We start from the raw sequence: 24,652 nt of genomic DNA on the forward strand, positions 1-24,652 counted from the left end.
TGATCTTGAAGCGGCTTCTTTCAGAGCTCCATTCCTTCGCGAAGCCGAGCATAAGTCTCTTCCGGAAGAACGCGTTCTGAATCTTGGCCGTCTTCAATCAACCGCAGTAACCTGACCGGTGATTTATCTGCCGGCGCTTTGCTCTTCTTTCTCACATCCCCTCCTGCAGTTCATATTTAATAACCGACTTAAAGTTTTTGACCACCGTTCTGTCATAAGTGTTAGTCATACAAACTTTTACATTTAACACCTTCAAAAACTTACCATAATTTTTTTAGCTTATTAAGTGTCTTTTATCATTTCTTTTTCACAAATCTAAAAATTAATTCTTATGAACTAATTTCATTTTATTTAAAAGAAAACAGGACAAAGGTTTGTTTTGTAAACATCCGTATGTTGAGTAGAAGTGGTTCATAATCGCGGAAAGAAAAAGGAGTATAAGAACATCGCCAAAGCGTCAACGGTTTGATTGAATGAGCGGAGCGAAACAGATACTGGATTAGAGGATGATGATATCAATTACACAGAATATTATGCAGTTGCCTTTAGAGTGAATAACATTATATCCCACCCTACTAATAACGAAGGCAGTGTATATGATTGGTTAAGTCAAGGGGAAAGCTCCTTGGTTGAGATCTCTCTTTATGATGATCCGCCAAATATAATTTTAGTAGATGGTCAGACAGTATGGGAATTGGACATTAATGAATACCTATAGACGAGTTAAATTTTAAAAAGCTGAGCCCTCGTGAAAGAGGGCCTTTTTGTATTATTTCAATAGTGATTCAAGTTTTGCCTTTGACTTTGGAACGTAAATGCCGTCAGGATACAGCCCGTGCATCAGCTAGAACCGTTTGACCGTCTTAGCCGTCTTCGGCCCGTAAAAGCCATCAATACCGTTATTTTTGGCGCCTAGTAATAAAGGGCAGCCAGCGCCTCCTAAATCTGTAGGACGGGTTTATTGCCGGACATGTATGGTGATTTTTTCTGTTTGATGATTCAGCGATCAATTCAGCGGCATTTTAAACCGTTTCACTGTGAATCTCGCCGTCTTTTCGACATACATTTCAACGCTGATCGGCAAAGCTGCCGTCCATTGTCTGTCAATTGTCTCTTTATGAATGTTCCTGATATATCTTGGTGTAATGTCTGTGCAGGGAATGTTGAAAATCTCTTACAATATGGAAAACGTCCTTGAATTTTCTCATGGCATGAGCCCGGCGTCCTCCAGCAGTATCATTCATATGTTCATGAAGCCGTTCACCGCTCTTACACAAACATAAAAAATCCCCAAAAAACAAAAAAACCACCATCATATGTATGGTGGAGACGGTGGGAGTCGAACCCACGTCCAGAAACGTCGATTGCTTCAGCGTCTACGAGCGTAGCCCTGCATATTTGGATTCGCTCATCTTCGTGCCTGCGGGCGGGCCCTCAGAGAGCTAGTCTGATGGGTCTCTTCCTGCGCTCTCAGACGGAAGCGCAAGCGTAGCCTACTTCGTTATGGGCTCTTAACCGGCACATAGGCGATGCGGGCAAGAGCTCGCTGCGCTATATTAGGCAGCTAGTGCTAAGTTCTGGTTATTAGATTTGCCAGTTATATTTAGGTGCGTGTTTACGAGATCGCCTCTCGGCTCGCAACTCAAGCTCGATCCATCCCTGTCGAATCCGTAACGTCCCCTTGTGAAGGATGTCGGAAAAACTGGCTGTATTCCTATTATATCAAGATTACACATCAATTCAAATGGTAATCTTTGTGACCGCGTTTATATAGAATAACATGGCCAGAGGCTTAGATCAAGCCTTTTTGACGGTCGCGGAACGCCCGTTCAATTTCTCGTTTGGCGTCTTTGCGCTTCAAGTCCTCGCGCTTGTCAAATTTCTTCTTCCCTTTTCCAAGGCCGAGCAGCACTTTGGCAAAGCCGTTTTTTAAATAAAGCTTAAGCGGTACAAGCGAATAGCCCTGTTCTTTTGTGAGACCGATCAGCTTGTTGATCTGCTTTCTGTGCATCAAAAGCTTCCTCGTCCGCAAAGGATCATGGTTGTAGCGGTTTCCCTGCTCGTACGGGCTGATATGCATATTGTGAAGGAACACTTCTCCCCTCTCAATTTTGGCGAACGCGTCCTTTAAATTGACGCGGCCGGCGCGGATCGATTTGATTTCGGTCCCTTGAAGCACAATGCCTGTTTCATATGTTTCTTCTATAAAATAATCGTGGTTTGCTTTTTTATTTTGGGAAACAACCTTCCCTTCTCCCTTTGGCATACGGCAACCTCCTCCCGCCTGAAGTCTTTCATTTTCGAAAAGGCGGCGAATACGTTTTATTCTACCAAATGAACGCCTTTCTTACAATTTCGCCGCCCCTTTTGTGACGCGTGCCGGGATTATTTTTTCTTTTTCTTTCTTTTCTGCTTCGGTGCGTTTTGGAAACCGCGTTTTTTCTTTACTTTTTTCTTTTTCGGCTTTGTGAACCATTCCCCTTTGTCAGAAGCAGGCGCCGTCTTTTTGGAATCTTTCCCCTTCTGTTTGCCTTCAGGTTTCGGCCTGCGGCGCGATCCTTTCATTCCGACGATTTCAAAGTCGATGTTCCGTTCGTCCTTATTGACGTCGACGACGCGGACCGTAATCTCGTCGCCGATCCGGTAGACATTGCCCGTCCTTTCGCCGATCATCGCGTAATGCTGTTCATCATAGCGGTAGAAATCATCCGTCATAAAGCTGACATGGACCAGTCCTTCAATCGTATTCGGAAGCTCGACAAACATGCCGAAGTTCGTGACCGAACTGATCATGCCGTCAAATTCCTCACCGATCTTATCCATCATATATTCCGCTTTTTTCAGGTCGTCAGTTTCCCGCTCCGCGTCGACGGCATTGCGTTCCATATTTGACGTATGCTCGGCAATATCCGGAAGCTTCTCCGCCCATTTTTCCCTTGTTGCTTCATCGGTCTTGCCCTGAATCAAGTATGTCCTGATCAGCCTGTGGACGATCAAATCAGGATAGCGGCGAATCGGCGATGTAAAGTGGGTGTAAAATTCAGTTGACAACCCGAAGTGGCCGAGGCTTTGCGGGTCATATTTCGCCTGTTTCATCGACCTGAGCATCACCGTAGAAATGACGGCTTCTTCCGGGCGGTCTCTCACTTCATCGAGCACGTTCTGGAGCGCCTTCGGATGGATGCTGCCGGCCGTCCCTTTGACCACATAGCCAAATGTGGCGACAAACTCCAAAAATCTCTGCAGCTTCTCCTGATCCGGGTCCTCGTGAATCCGGTAAATAAACGGCACGTTCATCCAATGAAAGTGCTCAGCGACCGTTTCATTGGCCACAAGCATAAACTCTTCAATCAGCTTTTCCGCCGTTGACCTCTCTCTGATCACGACGTCTTTCGCCTTGCCTTCCTCATCGACAAGAACCTTCGCTTCCTTAAAATCAAAATCGACGGCTCCGCGGTTCATCCGCTTGTCGCGTAAAATGGCGGCAAGCTCTTCCATATCTTTAAACAGCGGCACAAGAGCTTCATATTTTTGCTTCAGCTCTTCATCATCATCAACTAAAATTTTGTTGACGTCCGAATATGTCATCCGTTCAGTCGTCTTAATCACGCTTTGAAAAATATCATGCTTTACGACTTGTCCTTGGCCGTTAATTTCCATTTCACACGACATCGTCAAGCGGTCGACTTTCGGATTTAAAGAGCAGATGCCGTTCGAGAGCCGATGCGGGATCATCGGAATGACCCTGTCGACCAAATAAACGCTCGTTCCCCGTTCATACGCCTCTTGATCAATCGGCGATCCTTCTGTTACATAGTGACTGACATCGGCAATGTGAACGCCGAGTTTATAATGCCCGTTCTCAAGTTTTGTAACGGTAACGGCGTCATCGAGATCTTTGGCATCCGCGCCATCGATCGTGACGATCGTTTGATCGCGCAAATCGCGTCTATTCTGAAGATCCTTTTCATCGATCGTTTCCGGTGTGGCGCCGGCCTGTTCCAACGCTTCCCTCGGAAATTCCCCGGGAAGACCGTGTTTATGAATGATCGATAGGATATCAATACCGGGATCGTTTTTATGGCCGAGAATTTCAACGACTTCCCCCTCGGCGCTCATCCGTCCTTCAGGGTAGCTTGTCAGGCGGACGACGACCTTATGGCCCTCGACAGCGCCGTTTTTGGCGTGTTTCGGAATAAAGATGTCGTTTGTGATTTTTTTATCGTCCGGAATGACAAACCCGAAATTTCTCGTCTCCGTATACGTACCGACGATTTTCTGAACGTTCCGCTCAATGATGCGGATGACAGAGCCTTCTTTTTTTGTGCCTCCGGTTGCCGTGCTCATGCGGACGAGCACCGTATCTCCGTTCATCGCCGTATTCAGCTCGGAAGGCGGAATAAAGACGTCATCAAGCGCGGCGTCTTCAGGAAGGAGAAACGCAAAGCCCTTGGCGTGCGCCGAAATCTTTCCTTTGATTAAATTCATTTTTTCCGGCAATCCGTACCGGTTGCTTCTCGTTCGGACGACAAGCCCTTTTTCTTCAAGGCTCACCAATGCCTTGACAAGCTCTTTATATTCATCTGCATCTGTAATCTCAAGCATCTCCTCCAGTTCCTGAACTGTCAGAGGTTTATATGCTTCTTCCTTCATAAAGGAAAGAAGCTTATCCATAAATTCTTCTTTTTCCACTAACCAGACCTCCTTAAGGCTGCCAATCCAACGTTTCTAAAAATTGATACACATCTTCGTGCAATGTTTCACGCTCTTTATCCAAAGTGATGGCATGCCCTGATTCTTCATACCATTTCAGTTTTTTATCATCCGTCTCGACTTCATTGTAGATGATGTTTGCGCTGTCCGTATTGATCATATGATCATGGCGGGCCTGCACTACAAACGTCGGCGAGTAGATCATGTCTACATGATGTCTGACATCGGCGATAAGCTCCTGTAAAGCCTTTAATGTGTTCATCGGCGTTTTTTTGAATTCTTCCATTTCGGCGTCAATCTGTTCCGGTGTTTTGCCTTCAAATTTTTTATAATTGCGGGCATAATCAAGCACACCTTGATACATCGTCTCTTCGCTTTTGATATACATCGGCGCGCACATTGGAACAATTCCCTTTACGGGTACAGTGTAACCCAATTTCAGAGAAAAAACCCCTCCGAGAGACAGTCCGCAAGCCGCTATTTGTTCATATCCTTCCGATTTCAAATATTCGTAACCGTCCATGACGTCTTTCCACCAGTCTTCAGGGCCTGTGGAAAGAAGTTCTTCCGGCGGGACGCCGTGTCCTTGATATTGAGGAGCGTGGCACGTATAGCCCCTTTCATTTAAATATCTCCCGAGCATTCTCACATCTGCTGTGTTTCCCGTAAATCCGTGCAGCAGCAGGACGGCTTTTTTTCCGCCTTTAAATGTGAAAGGTTGTGGTTTGACGATTTTCATGATTCACTGTCTCCTTTTCATATGTATTCTTCCACGTTTGATCTGGAAACAAACTTAATAAATAGAACCGGCCGCAAGACAGAGGCCGGCAAATAGGAAAAAGGCCTGACTTCAACATCAGACCTCATGCTTCATTGTCTTATACAAAGTAAGCAAGCGCAATCGTTAAGAAAAAGAAAAGCACGGTTAAAACAACCGTAATCCGGTGAAGAATTAAATCCAATCCTCTTGCTTTCTGCTTTCCAAAAAGCTGCTCGGCTCCTCCGGAAATCGCGCCCGATAATCCTGCGCTTTTGCTGGATTGCAGCAGCACGACAACGATAAGTGCAACGCAAACAATCACTAATAAGACCGTTAAAAATGCGGTCATTTCCTACACCTCCAGGCAAACTGGCTGACAATAGTTTTATTTTACATGAAAACGAAGTTGCTGTCACGGGCTGAATCGACCGTCTTGTTTATTTTTTGCCAGCCCCGGAAAGGCGTATACACACATGATTGGAAAGGCTCCGCTTTAATTCAATATGCAGCATGGTGTTTCTGTTTCAAGACCTCCTTCATCTCTTGCAAAAGCATCTCTGCACCGCGGGGACTGAGCACGATCTTGCCGCCCGCGTACGTTTTGTTCTGCGTCGTGATTTCCCCTGTCATCAGGCAGGCCATGTTGGCGGCGTATTTTGTCAAAATGATGCTTTCACCTTCACTGTATATTTCCAGCGGGTCCTTTTCATTGATGTTCAGCACCTTCCGCATTTCCACCGGGAGCACCACCCTTCCAAGCTCATCGATTCTCCGGACAATTCCCGTATTTTTCATAATTTGTGCGGCCTCCTTTTTTCCTTGTTTCATTGACTTTTGTCAACATCTTTGTAATAGAAGAGATCTTCGAATTTTTTGTTGAAATACTGAATCATTTTTCCAATGACAAGCTGACCCGGCCTCCTTTCCCCATTAAGGACTCTGCTAAGTGTTGCCGGGGATACACCGATTTCAATGGCAAGCTGATTTAAGGAAAGATTATGCTCAACCATATACTGAAGAACAAAATCTCTCCTGATATGAATCTTTTTTACCATTATGACTCCCCTTCCTTTTGTTTTATATTTCTTTTTATCTATATCAACCATAATTGATATGTTAACTTTTGTCAATACTTTTATCATCCATATGTTTCCTGTAGTCAATATTCATACTAAAATATTGAATATAAGAGATTGTGAGGTTTTGAAGATGACGGATTTTGGAAGTCGATTGAGGGAGTTAAGGGAGCGGAAAAAGCTGACTGTCAATCAGCTCGCGATGTATTCCGGCGTCAGTTCCGCCGGCATTTCAAGAATCGAAAACGGCCACCGCGGTGTACCGAAGCCGGCGACGATCAGAAAGCTGGCCGACGCCTTGAAAATTCCGTATGAGGAGCTGATGGCATCAGCCGGCTATATCAGCGCGGCCGCCGTCAATGAGTCAAGAAGCGGCTACGATACCATCAACAACATCGTTTCTCAATATCAGCTTGAGAACCTTTCATTATTTGACGCGGAAAAATGGAGGCTTCTGTCAAAGGCTGACATCGAGAACCTCGAGAAATATTTCAATTTTCTCGTGCAGGAAGCACGCAGACGGAACAACTCCTGATTCCAGCTCCCTCCGCTTTTCCTCTTGTAAGCCTGTACACTTTTCTTGCTGCTATTTTATACCTTATGTTAACTTTTGTCAATATTTTTCCACCTGAACTGTTTCCTTTAGTCAACATTTGTATTAAAATGTTACATAACACGATGACGGCGAGGTGATGGTGATGAAAACAACATTCGGCGAGCAGTTGAAAGAGCTGCGCGAACAAAGAGGATTGTCGGTCAATCAGCTTGCGATGTACGCCGGGGTGAGCGCCGCGACCATTTCCAGAATCGAAAACGGGCATCGCGGAGTGCCGAAGCCGGCGACGATCAGAAAGTTGGCCGCTGCCTTGAAGATCCCATATGAACAGCTGATGGACATCGCCGGTTATATGGCGCCGGGGGAAATCTGTGAAGAGCAGCCGGAGTACCTCACCATATATGATATTGCGGCAAAACACGACGCGGAAGACCTGTGGCTGTTTGACGCGCGCAAATGGGACAGCTTGTCACGAGAAGATATATTAAATCTTGAGCAGTATTTTCACTTTTTGGTGAGTGAAGCCGAGAAGCGGAAATCATAAAAAGCCCGAGTTTCCTTTAAACAGAAACTCGGGCTTTTATTTTTCTAGACACCATCTGGATTCGGCGCTTGGCCTTTGCGGTTTTTGACCGGGCTCAAGACGCCCTCGAGCCATCCCATAATCAGGTCGGCGATGACAGCCATCAGCGCGGTCGGAATCGCGCCCGCCAGGATAATCGCTGTTCCGTTCGTCGCGTTTGACCCTCTGACGATGATGTCGCCGAGACCGCCGGCGCCGATGAAGGTTCCGATCGCGGTAATGCCGATCGCGATCACCAAAGCGGTTCTGAGACCCGCCATAATGACGGATAATGCCAGGGGAAGCTCGACCATCCGCAGCACTTGAAACTTCGTCATCCCCATCGCTTTTCCCGATTCGAGATAGGCGTGCTCAATGCTGACGATTCCCGTATACGTATTTCTGATGATCGGCAAGAGCGAATACAAAAACAATGAAAGGATGACCGTGTTCGCCCCGAGGCCCATCACGAGCATGAGGACGGCAAGCATCGCCAATGCCGGAATCGTCTGGATCACATTTGTAATGGAAAAGATCCATCTGCTCGCCTTTCTGTATCTGGCGATGAAAATCCCGATCGGAATCCCGACGATCGCCGCAAACAAGACGCCGTAGGCCGACATGAGAAAATGGCGGTAAAATTCGTGCAGCACATAGCCGCCGTTTTGCGCATAGTACGTCCAAAGCTGTTTCAGCATTTCCATTTCAATCATCCCTCCCTGATCACTCAAAATAATGATGCTTTTTCAAAAATTCTTCTGCGACGACAGAAGGTTCTTTCAGCTTTCCATCGACTTCATAGTTCAGCTCCTGCATCGTCTCGGTGTCGATCTTCCCGATCAGCTTGCTGATGACACCCTCAAGTTCCGGATGGGCCTTCAGCACTTTTTCCGGGACGACAGGAGAACAGTCGTACGGAGGGAAAAAATGTTTGTCATCCTTTAATATTTTCAGATTATAGGCCTTGATCCGGCCGTCCGTCGAATAGGCGAGGACGATGTCCATCTTGCCGTTCTTGACGGCGTCATAAACGAGACCGATTTGCATTGGAAAGGTTGAACCAAATGCGAAACCGTATGTTTGTTTAAATCCTTGGTATCCGTCGCCTTTTCTTTTCAGCCAGGCGTTATCCACCCCGAGCTTCAGCTTGTCGGCGTCTTTTTTCAAATCGGAAATCGTGTCATAGTGCTCTTTTTCAGCCATTTCTTTCGTGATGGTAAACGCGTACGTATTATCAAATCCGTAGGAATCATACCATTTATAGTTAAATTTCTTTTTAAAATCCTTTTGGACGATTTTAAGCGCTTTTTCCGGATCTTTTTCCGCTTCCCTGCCAAGCGTGCTCGTCAAGTCTGTGCCGGAATAGCGCGTGGCCGAAATGTCGATGTCGCCGCCGAGCATCGCCTGGTGCTGGACATAGTTTGAGCCGAGGTTTTTGACAAGCGCCGTATTTAAATCGGTGTCATGCTCGATCAGCTGGGCGAGCATATTCGCCATAATTTCAGATTCCGTAAAGCTTTGCGATCCGATTTTGATCGTGTTTTTGGAAGCCCCGCCGAGACCGGGCAGGCTGCAGCCGCTTAATAAAAGCGCAAACACCAGCACGAAGGCTGTGACTAATCTTCGTTTTTTCTTCTGCATGAATGCCAACTCCTTATGATACTTCCTTCATCCCTTTCAATCCTTCAGGTGTGACTTTGTCTTCGGTTTTCGAGAGAATGTAATCGATCAGAATCGCCAATATCGTGACAGGCACCGCGCCGGCGATGATATATTCAGGCTGGTACAGGTTGAGCCCGATGAAAATATAGTCGCCGAGGCCGCCGCCGCCGATGAATGAAGCGAGCGTCGCCCAACCGATTAAATAAACGGTTGACGTGCGGATACCCGCCATGATCACCGGAACCGACAGCGGCAGCTCGACAAGGCGGATTTGTTCCCATGCAGTCATACCGATTCCCTTTCCGGACTCCAGCAAGTTTTGGTTGACGCCTTTTACACCTGTATACGTATTTCTTAGAATCGGTAGGACTGAATAGAAAAATAACGCGACAATTGCGGGGATCTTTCCCACGCCGAGCAGCGGAATGAAAAATGCCAGTATCGCGAGACTTGGCAACGTCTGAACAATGTTGACAACACCGATGACAACGCCCGCCCCTTTTTTCATTCTCGTCAGCAATACACCGAGCGGAACAGCCACGATGATGCCAAGCAGAACGGCTATGACCGAAATATATAAATGCTCACCTGTTTTATAAAGCATTTCTCCGCCATTCTTCTGCAAAAATTGAATGATTTCATTCATGATTGGTGCCCTCTCCTTCCATTAACTCTGGACAAGATGGTTTTCGTCTCCCCAGATGGAGTCATAGACGATGTCCACAAGGCTTGCCCTTGTTACAATGCCGACAAGGCGTCCCTTTTCATCAAGAACCGGAACATATTTAAACCCTCTTTTTAAAATCTTTCTGACGGTATCCCTGATCATTGTGCCCTTCTGAACAGAGTAGATATCCCGGCTGAGAACATCTCCGACCGTTCCGGCTTTTTTGCGGTTTTGATCAATGATTTCAACATCGATATACCCTTCTAAGACATGGTTATCATCAACGACAAGCAGCGAGTCGACGCGATGCTCCCTCATGATTTGAATCGCTTCTGACAAGGTTTTTTCGCTTGTCACCGTAACCGGGTTGGAGTTCATCACTTGTTCGACATGCTCGACATCAGGGCGCGATTGAAGCAGCCGCTCTTTTCCGATAAATTCCTCGACAAAATCGTCCGCCGGATTGCGCAAAATCTCATCAGGCGTACCGACCTGCACGACTTCACCCGCGCGCAAAATAACGATCCGGTCGGCGAGTTTAATCGCTTCGTCCATATCGTGCGTGACAAAGACGATCGTTTTGTTCAATGATTTCTGCAGCTTCTTAAATTCTTCCTGAAGCGAATCGCGGGTAATCGGATCAAGCGCCCCAAATGGCTCATCCATTAAAATCAGCGGCGGTTCCGCCGCAAGCGCCCGCAGCACGCCGATTCTCTGCTGCTGTCCGCCGCTTAGCTCGTGGGGATAGCGGCTCAAATATTCCGGCCCCATGTCGACGAGCTGGAGCAGCTCTTTTGCCCGTTTTTTTCTTTTTTCTTCCGGCCATTTCAACAGCCTTGGCACGAGCGTGATATTTTGCTGAATCGTCATATGCGGGAAAAGGCCGATCTGCTGAATGACATAGCCGATCTTGCGGCGCAGCTCAACCGGGTCCTGATCCAAAATATTTTCTCCGTCGATGTAAATGCTTCCTGAAGTAGGCTCAATGAGCCGGTTGATCATTTTCATCGTCGTCGTTTTCCCGCAGCCGCTGGGCCCGATAAAAACGATGAATTCCCCTTTTGCGATATCAAGGTTAATGCTGTTGACGGCTTTTTTGCCGCCTTTATAAACCTTGGATACATTTTCTAGCTTTAGCAATCAGCACACCTCCAACTATTATTTAAATATTTCAACATCTCGTTTATTATAGGATACACTTTGTAAAATAAAAAGTTTATAAAGTGTTTAAAATGTATGAATAATGCTTAAAAAAATATGTTTACTTCTTTCAAAAGCCGCTTATTCTTAAGATAGCGGCCGAATCCTTAGTTTTGCTTTCATTTTATTGTTTTCAACCGCTAACCAAATTATGATATATTGACAATAAAATTGGCTGTCCTTGGGGTGATGCGCTTTGGAAGAAAACGTTTTAAAAACGATTAAACAAGCTGAAGAATATTTTATAGAAAAAATTGCCGAAAACATGAATACATATGCTATATCATCAACTGTCGGCCGCGTGCTGGGAATCATCTATATGAACAGAAAGCCGATGACCTTAAATGAACTATCTGATGCAACGGGGATGAGCAAAACGAGAATGAGCCAGGTCGTCCGCGAAATGCTCGATTTGAATATCGCTGAAAAGGTTTTTGAAAAAGGCGTCCGCAAAGACTTATACGATGTTGAACAGGATTATTATCAGACATTTATTTCACTGTTTGCCGCCAACTGGAGCAAGGTCGTTAAAAAAAACCGGATGATCGGAAAAAAGATCAGAAAAGAGCTTTTAGAAGCGCTTGAAGAGGAACACATTTCCCCTGAAACGGAAGAAAAAATCAACGACCTTCTGAAAGAAACAAAACAGTGGCTCGACTACTATCAGTGGCTTGACAACTTGATCGAGTTTTTCGAAAGCGAAGACATTTTCAAATATGTGCCAAAGCCATCATAATCGCCAAAAAGCTGCACAGCCGTGCAGCTTTTCACTTTTCCTCACCCGGCCAATATCGGAAACAACCCTTTCAGCCCCGTCCCGATCATGCCAACGGCCACCACGGCTAAAATCAGTCCCATCAGCCTTGTGATGACATTCATTTCCGTCCGGCCCAGTTTGCTGCTGATCAATGTTGAATAGTGAAACGCTGCAAAGGTCAATAAAAGCACGGCGGCAATGCCGATGATCATTTCGCCGAAATGAAGCAGTGATCGGCTTCCGGCCGAGAGACTCATGACAGTCGCAATCGTTCCCGGTCCTGAAATGATCGGAATGCTCAGCGGTGTCACGGAAATATCCTCCTTTTCCCTGCTTTCCCGATGTTCTTCATGATGGAGCGTCTGAACATGCGATTGTTTGGCATTCAGCAGGTTATAGGCGATTCCGAATATAAAAATCCCGCCTGCCACCCGAAATGCGTGAATGTTAATATCGAATACCTGAAAGATCAGTTCACCGAAAAGCAAAAACCCGATCATAATGAGAAAGGATAATGTGGCAGCCCTTCTCGCTAAAACGGTGCGTTCCTCCGCCTGATATCCTTCCGTAAGGGCAAGAAAGATGGGAACGTTGCCGATCGGATTTGTGACGGCGAACAAGGAAACAAAAACATGAATGATAGAACTAAACATAAGGTCGCTCCTTTCTGAATACAAAATCATCAACAGATATTCTGTTTTTACCTCGGATGATGCTTGCTGAAACTTTTTTAAAGCTATTACATTCCGCTCCATTTTCATTTATAATGAATTTTCAGATAGGACAAAATAACTAGTTTAAAGGAGAATGTATTTAATGACATGTTCAAAATGCGGCCATCAAACAGATGGCGGAAGATTTTGCGAGAACTGCGGTGCAAATCTGTCCGCAGAGAGTGACAGCGCCGGGACTAAAGCGGAGACGGCGCAGACGCAAATGTATGTGGAAGCGGCGAAAAAAGCTTCATCCATGTACTTTTCATTTTGTTTAAGAGCGTTGAAACGCCCGTACAAAGAGATGAAAAACGCCGGAGAACAGCATTTCACTAACAGCATCATCACGATGGTTGTCTTTGCGATTATCGTTCCATTGACATTTTATTTCGGGTTAAAGGGCTTTTTCGATTCTTTAGGGCGCTATTCCGGGATTTGGAGCGGCTCTGACATGATGCCGACGTTTTTTGATATCGTAGTCAAACCCGCTTTTACCTTTGCTATTTATATTTTCTTATTATTTGTTTTTACATACGCAGGTGTGAGAATCCAAGGGGCTCAGGCGCCATTTAAAGAAGTCATGGGACGTTTTGGGGCGCTCTTAGTCCCATTTACAGCGCTTCTCGTTATCGCTTTTCTGTTATCATTGATGAAAACGGCCTTGTTTTTAAGTGTTTTATTGTTCGCGCTTTGCGGCATTGTCTTTTTGATTCCGCCGGCCGTTCTTTACAGCTACCATGAAAAGGCGAAAGGCGCCGTCGATATGATTTATTCAACACTGCTCGTTTATTTGATGACATTGATTGCAGTCCGGGTGATGAGCAATCTGTTTCTCGATTATTTCGCCAATATTGGCGGCTCTATTCTAAACCGGATATTTTAAGAAAAAAAGCCTTTTTTCCACGTGGGGAAAAAAGGCTTTTTACTATTGTATCGAGGTCAATAACACCTCGCCGTCTTCAACAACGGCCTGGTATGTCCAATGGTATGTTTTCACTTGCTCTTTGCCATTTTTGATAATATTGATTTTCTCCTCAGTTTTGATCGTGACAGCAGAACCGTTTTGCTTCCAGCTGGTAACGCTGAAATCAACGACTTCCTCCTGTGTCCCGCTTCCGTTTAATTTTTTCACCAATTCTTTTTGATCATTGTAAAGCGAGCTTCCTTTTTGCAAATTGTCGGCGACCAATGAAAAATCATTCTCATTGATGGCATCCTGCAAACTATACAAATAGCCTTCTATCGCTGACTCGACTTTGCGGTCTGTCAGCTCTTCGCCTGATGAAGTATTTTTGGAAGCCCCTTTTTCAGAAGCCCATGCCGATGTATATTCCTGCGGCTTGTCGTTTTTGATTTCTTTTTTGTTTTCGATGTTTATAAAGCTCGAGGGGTCGGCTTGTTCGACCAGCCACTTGTGTTGGTCGCCGGAATAGACCAGCGTATACGTAAATCCGTTTTCGTTTTCTGCCATATCAGGTGAGCTGTAGTCGTCAAAATAGGCTGATTTGTGCTTTTCAACCCCGTCAATATCGGTTTTCCATTTGCCATCCTCGTTGTACAGCCGGAAAGAATCGAGATCAAATACGGTGGATAGATAAGTGCCTTTGTAATACGTGCCAGAGCTTTTATAACCGGCAATGATCTCTTTCAAATCGCTTTTATACGACGGGGCGGCAACGGTCAGATCGTTGACATTTCCGCTTGCCAAAGCCTTCATCTCTTCTTTCGTATGCTTCACAAGCGTCTTCATCATCTGATCCATAAATGTTTGATCTGAAGCAAGATTGACTTGAATGTCAGAACTGTCAATCGGCGTTTTTGCGCTTTTTAAGGTTCCCCACGGAAATTCCCCTTCAACTTCGGCAGACATTGAACCGTCTGTCAGCACGGGCCCGAAGGATGTTCCTTTAAATGGATCGATGTTCGTTTTTTGCCCATCAATCCAGAGCGTCCCTTTCAGCTTTTCATATCCGTCTTCGAACACCAGCTTCGCCTTGTGACCGTCGACAGCTACATCAACGTTGACATCGCTTTCCAACGCCTCGACCTTTTCTGTCTTTTTCAGCTCGGTCAGATCGTTCTTCAGCTTGGCTTTAACTTCATATACACCCGGAACATACGGCCCGAACTTTCTCTCAAAGTTCTCTTTTTGGGTTGTCATGACCTTTTTGCCGTTTACAAATAGATCCGTATCTTTATAGTTCGTCTTGATCGTTAAATAAACAGGGGCTACATTTAAAACATAGCGGTCATAAATAAAAAAGTGCCTGCCTGATTTTTCGATTGAGACAAGTTGATTGCCGGAATCGCTTTTCAAAGAAGAAATGAGTTCCTTTTCATCATCTGGATTCTCTTTTAAATATGTCAGCAGCGGTTTGACATTTTCTTTTGTGATGGCCAGGTCGACATCTGAAGATTGCAGCAGCTGCGCCGCTTTCTCGGCATCTTCATGGTCGAGCGCATTTTCAAAATCGCTGATTAACTTTTCCTTTGACGTCAGGGCTTCACCCGTTTTATAGCCTGCAAACAGCAGGACACAGCATGCGACAATGGCACCCAGTACGATTATTTTTTTCTTGGACATCTTCGGCTTATGTATGTCTTGGCGTGCGGATTCTTCAGATATAGATGTTCCGCTGCCGTCCGCCTGAAACCCGCAATGTTTGCAAAAACGGGCTTTAGCAGTTAATTCCCTGCCGCATTCTTTACAAAAATTCATGACTTTCCTCCTATTATAAAAACCTCACATAATCATTTTATACTATATTTATCGTAAGGAGGAATTTATTTTTTAGCTGCTGGATCACATTAGAAAAACCAAACAGATGCTCAGAGCTCTGTTTGGTTTTTTCGAATAAGACTATTTTAAAAAGTATTTTTCGATATCATCGAGCAGCAAGTTCGCCGCCAGGACGCCGCCGGCTGTATTCCAGATGGCATCGCTCACCTTATGTACTCGACCTTTTTGATAGACGCTTAAGTTTTTAAAAAGCGGATCATTGACATAATCTTTTTCAATGGCGCTTGCCTTGTCATCGCCTGTCTCATAGGTGTAGTAGAAAAGCACGTCTCCATCCATATCAGGGATCTGCTCTTTCGTTACTTCCATTTGTCCCAAATCATTGGCCTGCTGGCTTTTTGGCCTTTCAAAACCAAGTTCGTCCAAAATCGTTCCCGCAAAAGATGCTTTATGATAGATGCGGGCATCGGCATCTGTAAAGCGGACGAGTGAGATTTTTTGTTTCACTTTGTCGCCGAGCTTGTCATGAATGTCTTTGACCCGCTGATCGAAATCGGCGATGACTTTTTCGCCTTCATCTTTTTTGTTGAGGGCTTCCGCCGCCAGTTCAAAATTGCTTTTCCATTCTCCTGACAATGTTTCAGCAAAGACGGTCGGCGCGATCGCACTTAACTTGTCATACACTTCCTCCTGGCGCACTTTGTTGCCGATAATCAGATCGGGCTTGAGGCTGGCGATTTTCTCAATATTCGGCGCTGTCTCTATTCCGACATTCTCGACGCCGTCCATTTGATCTTTAATATGGTCGTACCACGGGTCTCCAAGCCATGACTGCACAGCTCCGACAGGCTTGATCCCTAAGGCGAGAACTGCTTCTGTCGCTTCGTTGGTCAATACAACAACCTTTTTCGGTGTACCTTTAATCTTTGTGTTCCCCATTGCATGTTTTACGGTATAAGACCCTTTGCCATCCTTGTCCGCAGACGTATCTGTATTTTGATTTCCGCAAGCGGCCAATAAGAGGACAAGCACAGCAAGCAGCGTCATCCATTTCAGACGTTTCATCGATGATCTCCTTTTCTAAATGATATTCATTATCATTTAGATTATCTGATCCACCCTGCAGTGTCAATATCCATTCCGCAAAAATTTCTTTTAAGTGCCAAGAACGCCCGCATGCACCGTTTCAGACCAACAGGTGGGATTATCCAGTGAAAACCGTCTGATACATAGACGATATTAATCATAATCAAGGGGGTTAAGGAGGTTACAAATTGAAGTACATGAACTTTAAAAACTTGCCGACTCTTTGGAAAATCATGATCTTGATACCGCTCCTCGCTGTGGTTTTATCCGTGATCATGTTGATCAGCTATAAAGAATCGGAAAGACAGCTGAATTCAATGATTTCGAAGCAAATGAATGAATCGCTTGCAAAGACAATCGAGCAAATGGATAAGAGTCTTACCGTACACGAACGGAATCTGACGGGGGTTAAAGCGGCTGCCGAGGCACAGCGCACTCCATTGAGCCGAACGGAATACAAACGTTACTTTGAAAACTTGCTGCCCCTCAATCAACAAACTTTCGGAATCGGCATCTGGTATGAACCATATGCGTACAGCAAAAAAGAAAAGTTTGCCGGACCTTACGTATATAAAGACGGCGATCAGCTTGTATACACGCGGGACTATGAAGAGCCTTCATACGATTATTTCAGCCAGGATTGGTATAAAGAAGCCATTAAAACCGATGACATCATTTGGTCTGCTCCCTATTATGACGACAATCTAAAACAAACATTTATTACCACTGCGCTGTCGTTTAAAAATGCAGATGGAAAAAATACAGGGGTTATTACAAGCGACTATGTTCTGGATTCAGTCCAGCAGCTAGTATCCGGCATCAAGGTTCAAAAGACAGGCTATGCCGTTTTGCTTGATGAAAATGGCACATATTTATCCAATCCTGACAAAGACAAACGGCTCGAGCAGTCGATTTCTTCCGATCTTCTCACGGCGGAGCAATGGAAGGAAACCGCGCAAAAGAAACAAGGAATGATCGTCTCCACTTCAGCCGGGAAAAAATATGAGCTATATTACAACACGCTCCCTAAAACAAATTGGAAGCTCGTTCTTGTCGCTCCCGATGAGGAACTGTACGAATCGCTGTCACAATTGGTTCAGCGGCTGATCCTGCTGAGCTTGGGTGCCATCATCATCATGATTCTCATCATCGTCTTTCTCGGAAGAAGAGTATCGAAAGAAGCCAAGATGATCAACGGTTATTTAAAACATTTATCGACAGGGGATTTGACACATCGCGCAGCAGCTGATACCAACGATGAATTCGGACAAATGGCGGCATACTACAACCAATCAGCAGCAGCCTTGCAAACGATGATGTCTGATGTTGCCGGCGGGGCGGAAACAGTCGCTTCAACTGCCGAAGAGCTGTCCGCAAGCGCCGAAGAAATTCACTCGGCGGTCCATGAAACAGCCAACACGATGCAGGAAGTCGCAAACGACGCAGGTTCGCAAACCAATCTGGCACTTGAGATGTCTTCGACAAGCGATACGCTGCTAGATGAAATCAGCACGATATCGGAAGCGGTCCAGGAGGTCAGCAAAAAATCCGCCCACTCAACCGCTCTGGCAAACAAAGGAAGTGAGACGGTCAAAGAAGTCATACAAGATATTACACATTTGCATGAAAAAATGACGGAAACAGCAGAAAAAATCGAACTGCTTGAACAAAAATCGGCGGATATTAACAAGATGGCCAGCCTGATATCAATCATTTCTGAACAGACCAATCTGCTCGCCTTAAACGCCGCGATTGAAGCGGCACGAGCAGGCGAATCCGGAAAAGGATTTGCCGTCGTCGCAGAGGAAGTGCGGAAGCTGGCGGAAGAAACGAAAAATGCGTCTACAGACATTACAGCGACAATTCAATCGATCCAGGACGAAATCTCTCATTCTGTCGAATCGATGAAGGCAAGCCAGCAAGCAGCCCATACAGGCATCGCCAAAGTCAAACAAACGGGAGAATCCTTTTCAAGCATCCATCAATCGATTCGCGATGTCACCTCCAATATTCAGCTGGTGACGGATGATGTCCAAAAAGCGACGCAAAATACGAAACAAATGCGCGACATCGCCAAACAGGTGCAGGACTACTCGGTCAACACAAACGAGCATATTAACAATTCTTCCGCTCTAACAGAAGAACAGTCATCGATTACGGCGGAAATCGCCAAGGCGTCAGAAGACCTGGCCGTCATGGCGCAGGATTTGCAGGAGAAGATTTCGCAGTTTAAAGTGTAACGATTTGCACCCGCTCTTATTTATATAGGAGAGGGTGTTTTTTTCGAATATCATGTTATCAGCTCACAACTCTGTTTTCTTAGCAGATCTTCCAACCAGGACTTGTTGAATCACTGTATATCCTGATGATTATTTTTTTGAAGTACTCACATCGATTTTTCATTACGAGCCTTTTTTGCTGGCTTACTGAATAATACGAAGACAGTTGCAAATATCAATGAAAACAATGGAGTTATGATAAATGGCAACTTAATACTGTGATTGACAATCGGTGAAAAAATAAATCCGCTAAACCCCACTGCCAAATATGACGTTAAACTAAAAAGGGAGAATGCACTTGTTTGAAGGTGATCTTCAATATTTTTTGCAATTGTTTTTTGCAGAAATATCGTAACGAAACCAAAGGAAAAGCCGAATAATGAAGAGCATAGAACGAATAAGATTGAAATATTCGCAAACCACAATCCTGCCGATCCAAAGAACATCAGTATAAAACAAATAAGCAGATTCATGTGTTCTGAATAAATGTATTCAATTGGAGGGATTTAAATGAAACATTTGACCTTATCCATTCTCTATCTTTTAGGATTTGTGATGTTAAGCAGCTGGTCAGTTTCATTTGGAGACATGTTCGGAGTAAATGTTTCAGCAATACTTCAGTTTATTTTAGCGATGTTATTCACACTTATCATAGGAGGCTATACGGGGCTTCCTTTAATTTATATCAAATTCAAAAGATCTGAAACGTTGTTTTTTACGAATCAAAAGGTCTACCTCATCGCTTTAGGATTAGGCGTGCTGCTTTCCTGCACGGCTTACAGCCTTCAGCAAGCGCTCTCTCCCATCGCGATTGCGCTGTTGTCGATCATTGGTTTTTTGATCATTGGCATCAGCGGTTTTCTTCCCGCCTGGTTTCTGAAGCCTGTGAAAAATCTGTGATAACGGGTGGGTTCTTCTTTGGTTGAAGGGGTGTTGGAGCCCAAGGTCGAACTTAGTGTTTTTCTGTATGGGATAAAAATCACTTGCCGATGCGTAATCTGACGATTGATTTTTAAAAACAACAATTTGCTTTCGCCATTTACAAATTAATGAAAATTCTTTATGATATAAGGAAGCATGTTGCATATACTAAAAAAACCGAAGTGCTCCAACACTTCGGCTTGTACAAAAAGCCAGCCCATCGAAAGGGCTTGCTCAGATTGATCCAAAAATAGACCACTCCCTATCACTTTCCAGGCTCAAGGGGCGGTCTATTTTTCTTTATTCTTTGACAACACGGCAATCAGCATGCCAAAAGCAATCATTAAAGAGATTGTTTCATATGCTGTCATCTTTATCACCCCCTTTCAGAAGGGGATGAGCAAGACTTCCCTTGAGTGAGCAGAGCTTCTAATACGAGGTAGATTATACCATATCAAGCAGAACATAAAATAAAGAAAAAAACCTTTTTCACTCATGAAATTTAGCTTTTCCGCCGAAAAAACCATGCTTCGGCATCGGCTAAACTCTTGGTCTTTCAGCTCATTTATTGATTGAATTCATTAGCTTGAAGAAGTATTCAGGTTGGTGGGTCTTATTGAGTTGATACCATGAATCCAATGTATCCGATGCAAACACGTCTAATGTTTTCAGTACTTCCCTTGCGAATTCGAGAGGAGCCGCTCCTGATGCAGTAACCAGATTCCCATCAGATACCGCTGGTCCCATCTCATAAAACGGTTCTCCTTTATAATGAGGACAGACCATTTTCATATAGGCCAAGTCATTGCTTGTATGCTTTCTTGAATCCAGATATCCGCTATTCGCCAGTCCCGCAGTTGCACCGCAAATTGCGGCAACCATCGCGCCAAGCTCTAAAGCTTCGCCGGCCTTTTTCAAGATCGGCTGATGAATCTTTTCTCCCCAAGTATTCCCTCCGGGTAAAATGATTAGATCCGTACTCTCAGGCGTCCACTCATCAAGGGAGATATCCGGTTTTATGCGCAGCCCTCCCATCGTCGTCACCATTTCTTTATTCACTCCTATTGTCATGACTTTTAAAGGTGCCGTATCTTTTTTGAAATATCTTCCCGAGTTCAGTTCGGCCATTAAATATCCATATTCCCAATCTGACATGGTATGAAATGCATAAAGATAAACTGTTTTCGACTGCATCCAGTAACACTCCAATCGCAATTGATACAGCCTATTATAATCAAAAACCCTGACAGCTTTTGTCAGGGTAAAGGAAATTCAGCTTGCACACTTAAAAAAAGCTTGGCCGCATCACACGGCCAAGCTCTTTTTTATGCTTACTTGTTCAAGTTGTAAAAAGAGTTAATTCCGTTGTATTGTGCAGTTTCAGCCAGTTGATCTTCGATGCGAAGAAGCTGGTTGTATTTCGCAACACGGTCCGTACGAGACGGAGCACCTGTTTTGATTTGTCCTGCGTTTGTTGCGACAGCGATGTCAGCGATTGTGCTGTCTTCCGTTTCACCTGAGCGGTGAGAGATAACAGCAGTGTAGCCTGCGCGTTTTGCCATTTCGATCGCATCGAATGTTTCAGTCAATGTACCGATTTGGTTTACTTTGATCAGGATGGAGTTGCCAACACCGTTTTTGATACCTTCAGCAAGCTTTTTCGTGTTTGTTACGAAAAGGTCGTCTCCGACAAGCTGAACTTTTGAGCCAAGGCGCTCAGTCAGTAGTTTGTGGCCTTCCCAGTCGTTTTCGTCAAGTCCGTCTTCGATTGAGATGATTGGGTATTTAGAAACCATTTCTTCGTACCAGTCAACCATTTCAGCAGATGTTTTCACAACACCTTCGCCGGACAGATGATATTTGCCGTCTTCTTTGTTGTAGAACTCAGAAGATGCAGCATCCATAGCCAATTTCACTTCTTCTCCAGGTTTGAAGCCGGCTTTTTCGATCGCTTCAACGATTGTTTGCAGCGCTTCTTCGTTAGAACCAAGGTTTGGAGCGAATCCGCCTTCATCACCTACAGCAGTGTTCATTCCTTTAGCAGAAAGAACTGATTTCAGGCTGTGGAAAATTTGCGCGCCCATGCGAAGCGCTTCACGGAAGTTTTCTGCGCCGACAGGCATGATCATGAATTCTTGAATGTCAACGTTGTTGTCCGCATGCTCTCCGCCGTTGACGATGTTCATCATCGGTACTGGAAGCGTTTTGGAGTTGAATCCTCCAAGGTATTGGTAAAGCGGAATCTGTAAGAAATCAGCAGCTGCGCGGGCAACGGCCATTGATACACCAAGGATCGCATTGGCGCCGAGCTTGCCTTTGTTTTCAGTTCCGTCAAGTTCGATCAATAGTTTATCGATTGATACTTGTTCAGTCACATCAAAGCCAAGGATTTCCGGGGCGATGATTTCGTTTACGTTGTTAACGGCAGTTAAAACACCTTTTCCAAGGTAGCGGTCTTTGTCGCCGTCGCGAAGCTCAACAGCTTCGTATTCACCAGTGGAAGCTCCGCTTGGAACAAGCGCGCGTCCAAAAGCTCCTGATTCAGTGTATACTTCAACTTCAACCGTCGGGTTACCGCGGGAGTCTAATACTTCACGTGCATAAACATCTACAATGTATGGCATGTTTGTTTCTCTCCTTTAAAGCTTATTTTTGAATTAATGACGATCCTGTCATTTCTTTCGGTTTTTCAACACCCAGCAAGTCTAAAAGAGTTGGCGCCAGATCCCCGAGGATTCCGCCTTCTCTTAATGTCACGCCTTCTTTTGTGACGATGACAGGAACCGGATTTGTCGTATGGGCGGTGTGCGGCTTGCCTTCTTCGGTAATCAGCACGTCTGCGTTACCGTGGTCGGCCGTAATAATCGCGTGGCCGCCTTTTGCAAGAATCGCGTCAACGACTTCGCCGAGGCACTCGTCAACCGCTTCGATTGCTTTGACCGTCGGCTCGACTTTTCCTGAATGTCCGACCATGTCAGGGTTGGCAAAGTTGAGGATGATCGCGTTATGGTTTTCAGCCTCAATTTCTTTGACAAGCGCATCTTTTACTTCATATGCACTCATTTCAGGTTTCAAGTCGTATGTTGCAACTTTAGGCGAGTCGATTAAGATTCGCTCTTCGCCAGGGAATTTCTCTTCGCGTCCGCCGCTCATAAAGAATGTGACGTGCGGATATTTTTCCGTTTCGGCGATGCGAAGCTGCTTCAGTCCGTTTTGTGACAACACTTCACCGACTGTGTTGTCGAGATTGACCGGTTTGAATGCTACATATCCGTCAACCGTTTCACTGAAATGCGTTAAGCAGACGAAATGAAGGTTTTTCGGATGATTTTCTCCGCGGTCGAAGTCGCGGAAATCGTCATTTGTGAACGTGTTGGAAATCTGGATCGCACGGTCAGGTCTGAAATTGTAGAAAATGACCGCATCGTTGTCCTTGATTGTCGCAACAGGCTCGCCGTTTTCTTTTGTGATGACGGAAGGAATGACGAATTCATCGTAAATTCCGTTTTCATAAGAATCTTTCACGACATCGAGCGGATTTTGATATTTCGGTCCTTCTCCGTATGTCATCGCGCGGTACGCTTTTTCAACGCGGTCCCAGCGCTTGTCGCGGTCCATTGAATAGTAGCGGCCCGACAATGTGGCGATTTCGCCGACACCGATTTCTTCGATTTGCTCCTGAAGCTCTTTGATATATTTCTCGGCTGTTTGCGGGCCTACATCGCGGCCGTCAAGGAAACCGTGAATATAGACGTTTTCAACGCCTTCTTTTTTCGCGAGTTTCAAAAGCGCGTACAAATGGTGAATGTGGCTGTGAACCCCTCCGTCAGACAGCAGTCCGAACAGATGCAGGTTGGTGCCTTTTTCTTTGACGTGCTTCATCGCGTCAAGGAACGTTTCGTTTCGCTCAAATTCACCTTCGCGAATCGCTACATTGACTCTCGTCAAGCTTTGATAGACGATCCGGCCGGCGCCGATGTTCAAGTGTCCCACTTCAGAGTTTCCCATTTGTCCTTCTGGAAGGCCAACGGCTTCGCCTGAAGCTGTCAGCGTCTGATGCGGGTACTTGTTCCAATAGCGGTCAAAGTTCGGTTTTTTCGCTTGCGCTACTGCGTTTCCGACGGTTTCGTTCCTTAGTCCAAACCCATCTAAAATGATGAGTGCGGCTAACTTGTTACTCATATTGACCTGCCTCCAGTAATTGCACGAAAGACTGTGCTTCAAGGCTTGCGCCGCCTACAAGAGCGCCGTCGATATCGGATTCGGCCATGTATTCTTTAATGTTCGCAGGTTTTACGCTGCCGCCGTACTGGATGCGGATGCTATCTGCTGCAGCTTGTCCGAATTCAGCTGCCACTGTTTTACGGATGTGTGCGCAAACTTCATTTGCATCTTGGGCTGTTGAAGATTTTCCTGTTCCGATCGCCCAGATTGGCTCATATGCGATGACAGAAGCAGATACCTGCTCAGCTGTCAGACCCGCGAGCGCTTTTTTCACCTGGTCGGCAACAAGATCATTTGTTTTGCCGGCTTCACGTTCTTCAAGCGTTTCACCCACACAGATGATCGGCACAATGCCGTATTTGAACGCGGCATGCGCTTTTTTGTTGACTGACTCGTCTGTTTCGGCAAACATTTCACGGCGCTCAGAGTGGCCGATCACGCAATATTCAACCCCTAGGTCTTTTAAAGCGAGAGGGCTGATTTCACCTGTGAAAGCACCGCTTTCTTCAAAATGCATGTTCTGCGCGCCGACTTTAAGGTCAGTGCCTTTTACGGCTGAAGTCAGCTTTTCAAGGAACAGCGCAGGTGCACAGACAACAGCTTCCGCTTTATCCGCTGCAGGGATGGAAGATTTCACTTCTTCTACAAAGCTTACAGCTTCTGAAAGCACTTTGTTCATCTTCCAGTTGCCGGCTATAATTGGTTTTCTCATGTGCTCCACTCCTTATGCTGTGTT

The 24,652-nt window shown here is 45.3% G+C and carries 25 protein-coding genes, 1 other RNA gene and 4 pseudogenes; 8 read left to right on the plus strand and 22 right to left on the minus strand.

Translation table 11 applies throughout. From position 1 onward, the window contains the following. Nucleotides 1-20 precede the first annotated feature (20 nt). Nucleotides 21-155 (minus strand): hypothetical protein, encoded by a 135-nt coding sequence (locus tag P3X63_RS18860; protein ID WP_256860191.1) that lies wholly within the window; start codon nt 153-155, stop codon nt 21-23. Between the two features lie 329 nt (nt 156-484). On the opposite strand from P3X63_RS18860, the pseudogene P3X63_RS18865 reads away from it, so the two are divergent. After that, nucleotides 485-718, plus strand: a pseudogene (locus P3X63_RS18865) (hypothetical protein); the annotation flags it as partial. 51 nt (nt 719-769) lie between these two features. On the opposite strand, the pseudogene P3X63_RS18870 reads toward P3X63_RS18865, so the two are convergent. The 8 genes and pseudogenes from P3X63_RS18870 to P3X63_RS18905 all read right to left on the minus strand — a co-directional run. After that, a pseudogene (locus P3X63_RS18870) lies at nt 770-913 on the minus strand (peptidoglycan-binding domain-containing protein); the annotation flags it as partial. Nucleotides 914-1,321: 408 nt separating this feature from the next. After that, nucleotides 1,322-1,681: a transfer-messenger RNA gene (gene ssrA / locus P3X63_RS18875) on the minus strand. Nucleotides 1,682-1,792: 111 nt separating this feature from the next. Then, nucleotides 1,793-2,266: an SsrA-binding protein gene (smpB, locus tag P3X63_RS18880; RefSeq protein ID WP_026588798.1), complete on the minus strand. Its 474-nt coding sequence runs from the start codon at nt 2,264-2,266 to the stop codon at nt 1,793-1,795. A 119-nt stretch (nt 2,267-2,385) separates the two neighbouring features. Continuing rightward, nucleotides 2,386-4,692 carry a ribonuclease R gene (gene rnr, locus P3X63_RS18885; RefSeq protein WP_026588799.1) on the minus strand — a complete coding sequence of 769 codons (2,307 nt, stop codon included), beginning with the start codon at nt 4,690-4,692 and terminating at the stop codon, nt 2,386-2,388. 13 nt (nt 4,693-4,705) lie between these two features. Then, nucleotides 4,706-5,452, minus strand: coding sequence for an alpha/beta hydrolase (locus P3X63_RS18890; RefSeq protein ID WP_026588800.1), 747 nt, complete (start codon nt 5,450-5,452; stop codon nt 4,706-4,708). Nucleotides 5,453-5,591: 139 nt separating this feature from the next. Then, complete coding sequence (gene secG, locus P3X63_RS18895; protein WP_026588801.1) at nt 5,592-5,822, minus strand: preprotein translocase subunit SecG; 231 nt, start codon at nt 5,820-5,822, stop codon at nt 5,592-5,594. Between the two features lie 149 nt (nt 5,823-5,971). Further along, nucleotides 5,972-6,268 carry an AbrB/MazE/SpoVT family DNA-binding domain-containing protein gene (locus tag P3X63_RS18900; RefSeq protein WP_026588802.1) on the minus strand — a complete coding sequence of 99 codons (297 nt, stop codon included), beginning with the start codon at nt 6,266-6,268 and terminating at the stop codon, nt 5,972-5,974. Between the two features lie 29 nt (nt 6,269-6,297). Beyond that, nucleotides 6,298-6,531, minus strand: coding sequence for a helix-turn-helix domain-containing protein (locus P3X63_RS18905; protein WP_142246090.1), 234 nt, complete (start codon nt 6,529-6,531; stop codon nt 6,298-6,300). Nucleotides 6,532-6,682: 151 nt separating this feature from the next. On the opposite strand from P3X63_RS18905, the gene P3X63_RS18910 reads away from it, so the two are divergent. Beyond that, on the plus strand, nt 6,683-7,084 hold the full coding sequence (locus P3X63_RS18910) for a transcriptional regulator (protein ID WP_026588804.1): 402 nt from the start codon (nt 6,683-6,685) through the stop codon (nt 7,082-7,084). Between the two features lie 163 nt (nt 7,085-7,247). Further along, entirely contained in the window at nt 7,248-7,649 is a 402-nt protein-coding gene (locus P3X63_RS18915; protein WP_026588805.1) for a helix-turn-helix domain-containing protein, read from the plus strand. Between the two features lie 44 nt (nt 7,650-7,693). On the opposite strand, the gene P3X63_RS18920 is transcribed toward P3X63_RS18915, so the two are convergent. Genes P3X63_RS18920 through P3X63_RS18935 form a run of 4 tightly spaced genes read right to left on the minus strand, consistent with a single transcriptional unit; the run spans nt 7,694 to nt 11,136 of the window. Then, on the minus strand, nt 7,694-8,371 hold the full coding sequence (locus tag P3X63_RS18920) for an ABC transporter permease (protein WP_026588806.1): 678 nt from the start codon (nt 8,369-8,371) through the stop codon (nt 7,694-7,696). Between the two features lie 19 nt (nt 8,372-8,390). Then, on the minus strand, nt 8,391-9,308 hold the full coding sequence (gene opuCC, locus P3X63_RS18925; protein WP_026588807.1) for an osmoprotectant ABC transporter substrate-binding lipoprotein OpuCC: 918 nt from the start codon (nt 9,306-9,308) through the stop codon (nt 8,391-8,393). A gap of 13 nt (nt 9,309-9,321) precedes the next feature. Continuing rightward, entirely contained in the window at nt 9,322-9,975 is a 654-nt protein-coding gene (locus tag P3X63_RS18930) for an ABC transporter permease (protein ID WP_026588808.1), read from the minus strand. Nucleotides 9,976-9,996: 21 nt separating this feature from the next. Next, nucleotides 9,997-11,136 carry a betaine/proline/choline family ABC transporter ATP-binding protein gene (locus P3X63_RS18935; RefSeq protein ID WP_026588809.1) on the minus strand — a complete coding sequence of 380 codons (1,140 nt, stop codon included), beginning with the start codon at nt 11,134-11,136 and terminating at the stop codon, nt 9,997-9,999. 256 nt (nt 11,137-11,392) lie between these two features. Here P3X63_RS18935 and P3X63_RS18940 point away from each other — a divergent pair, with 256 nt between their 5' ends. Beyond that, the gene (locus P3X63_RS18940) at nt 11,393-11,932 is read left to right on the plus strand and encodes a GbsR/MarR family transcriptional regulator (protein WP_026588810.1); all 540 of its coding nucleotides are present in this window, start codon (nt 11,393-11,395) and stop codon (nt 11,930-11,932) included. Nucleotides 11,933-11,973: 41 nt separating this feature from the next. Here P3X63_RS18940 and P3X63_RS18945 read toward each other — a convergent pair whose 3' ends face one another. Further along, nucleotides 11,974-12,636 carry a MarC family protein gene (locus P3X63_RS18945; RefSeq protein ID WP_277691672.1) on the minus strand — a complete coding sequence of 221 codons (663 nt, stop codon included), beginning with the start codon at nt 12,634-12,636 and terminating at the stop codon, nt 11,974-11,976. Nucleotides 12,637-12,769: 133 nt separating this feature from the next. Here P3X63_RS18945 and P3X63_RS18950 point away from each other — a divergent pair, with 133 nt between their 5' ends. Continuing rightward, on the plus strand, nt 12,770-13,549 hold the full coding sequence (locus P3X63_RS18950; RefSeq protein WP_077736125.1) for a zinc ribbon domain-containing protein: 780 nt from the start codon (nt 12,770-12,772) through the stop codon (nt 13,547-13,549). A 42-nt stretch (nt 13,550-13,591) separates the two neighbouring features. On the opposite strand, the gene P3X63_RS18955 is transcribed toward P3X63_RS18950, so the two are convergent. Together P3X63_RS18955 and P3X63_RS18960 are read right to left on the minus strand one after the other, a co-directional pair. Further along, nucleotides 13,592-15,385: a zinc ribbon domain-containing protein gene (locus P3X63_RS18955; RefSeq protein WP_077736124.1), complete on the minus strand. Its 1,794-nt coding sequence runs from the start codon at nt 15,383-15,385 to the stop codon at nt 13,592-13,594. Nucleotides 15,386-15,526: 141 nt separating this feature from the next. Then, nucleotides 15,527-16,471, minus strand: a complete 945-nt coding sequence (locus P3X63_RS18960; protein ID WP_277691673.1) for an ABC transporter substrate-binding protein — start codon at nt 16,469-16,471, stop codon at nt 15,527-15,529. 386 nt (nt 16,472-16,857) lie between these two features. Between P3X63_RS18960 and P3X63_RS22975 the strand changes: the two are divergent. Beyond that, nucleotides 16,858-17,790: pseudogene (locus P3X63_RS22975) on the plus strand (PDC sensor domain-containing protein); the annotation flags it as partial. Between the two features lie 306 nt (nt 17,791-18,096). Next, nucleotides 18,097-18,732 (plus strand): annotated as a pseudogene (locus P3X63_RS22980) (methyl-accepting chemotaxis protein); the annotation flags it as partial. Between the two features lie 146 nt (nt 18,733-18,878). Here the strand turns inward: P3X63_RS22980 and P3X63_RS22985 are convergent. Next, the gene (locus P3X63_RS22985) at nt 18,879-19,244 is read right to left on the minus strand and encodes an MFS transporter (protein WP_142246081.1); all 366 of its coding nucleotides are present in this window, start codon (nt 19,242-19,244) and stop codon (nt 18,879-18,881) included. A 37-nt stretch (nt 19,245-19,281) separates the two neighbouring features. Between P3X63_RS22985 and P3X63_RS18970 the strand changes: the two genes are divergently transcribed. After that, entirely contained in the window at nt 19,282-19,671 is a 390-nt protein-coding gene (locus tag P3X63_RS18970) for a hypothetical protein (protein WP_026588816.1), read from the plus strand. A 311-nt stretch (nt 19,672-19,982) separates the two neighbouring features. Here P3X63_RS18970 and P3X63_RS18975 read toward each other — a convergent pair whose 3' ends face one another. The 5 genes from P3X63_RS18975 to tpiA all read right to left on the minus strand — a co-directional run bounded on the left by P3X63_RS18975 (nt 19,983) and on the right by tpiA (nt 24,628). After that, nucleotides 19,983-20,063: a putative holin-like toxin gene (locus tag P3X63_RS18975; protein WP_256860326.1), complete on the minus strand. Its 81-nt coding sequence runs from the start codon at nt 20,061-20,063 to the stop codon at nt 19,983-19,985. Nucleotides 20,064-20,253: 190 nt separating this feature from the next. Next, nucleotides 20,254-20,886 (minus strand): type 1 glutamine amidotransferase family protein, encoded by a 633-nt coding sequence (locus tag P3X63_RS18980; protein ID WP_026588817.1) that lies wholly within the window; start codon nt 20,884-20,886, stop codon nt 20,254-20,256. Nucleotides 20,887-21,023: 137 nt separating this feature from the next. Continuing rightward, the gene (gene eno, locus P3X63_RS18985; protein WP_026588818.1) at nt 21,024-22,316 is read right to left on the minus strand and encodes a phosphopyruvate hydratase; all 1,293 of its coding nucleotides are present in this window, start codon (nt 22,314-22,316) and stop codon (nt 21,024-21,026) included. A gap of 22 nt (nt 22,317-22,338) precedes the next feature. After that, nucleotides 22,339-23,874: a 2,3-bisphosphoglycerate-independent phosphoglycerate mutase gene (gpmI, locus tag P3X63_RS18990; RefSeq protein ID WP_277691674.1), complete on the minus strand. Its 1,536-nt coding sequence runs from the start codon at nt 23,872-23,874 to the stop codon at nt 22,339-22,341. Further along, entirely contained in the window at nt 23,867-24,628 is a 762-nt protein-coding gene (gene tpiA, locus P3X63_RS18995; RefSeq protein ID WP_277691675.1) for a triose-phosphate isomerase, read from the minus strand. The genes gpmI and tpiA overlap by 8 nt, the downstream gene beginning before the upstream one ends. Nucleotides 24,629-24,652 lie beyond the last annotated feature (24 nt).

Source organism: Bacillus sp. HSf4 (assembly GCF_029537375.1).
GTDB lineage: Bacteria > Bacillota > Bacilli > Bacillales > Bacillaceae > Bacillus > Bacillus sonorensis_A.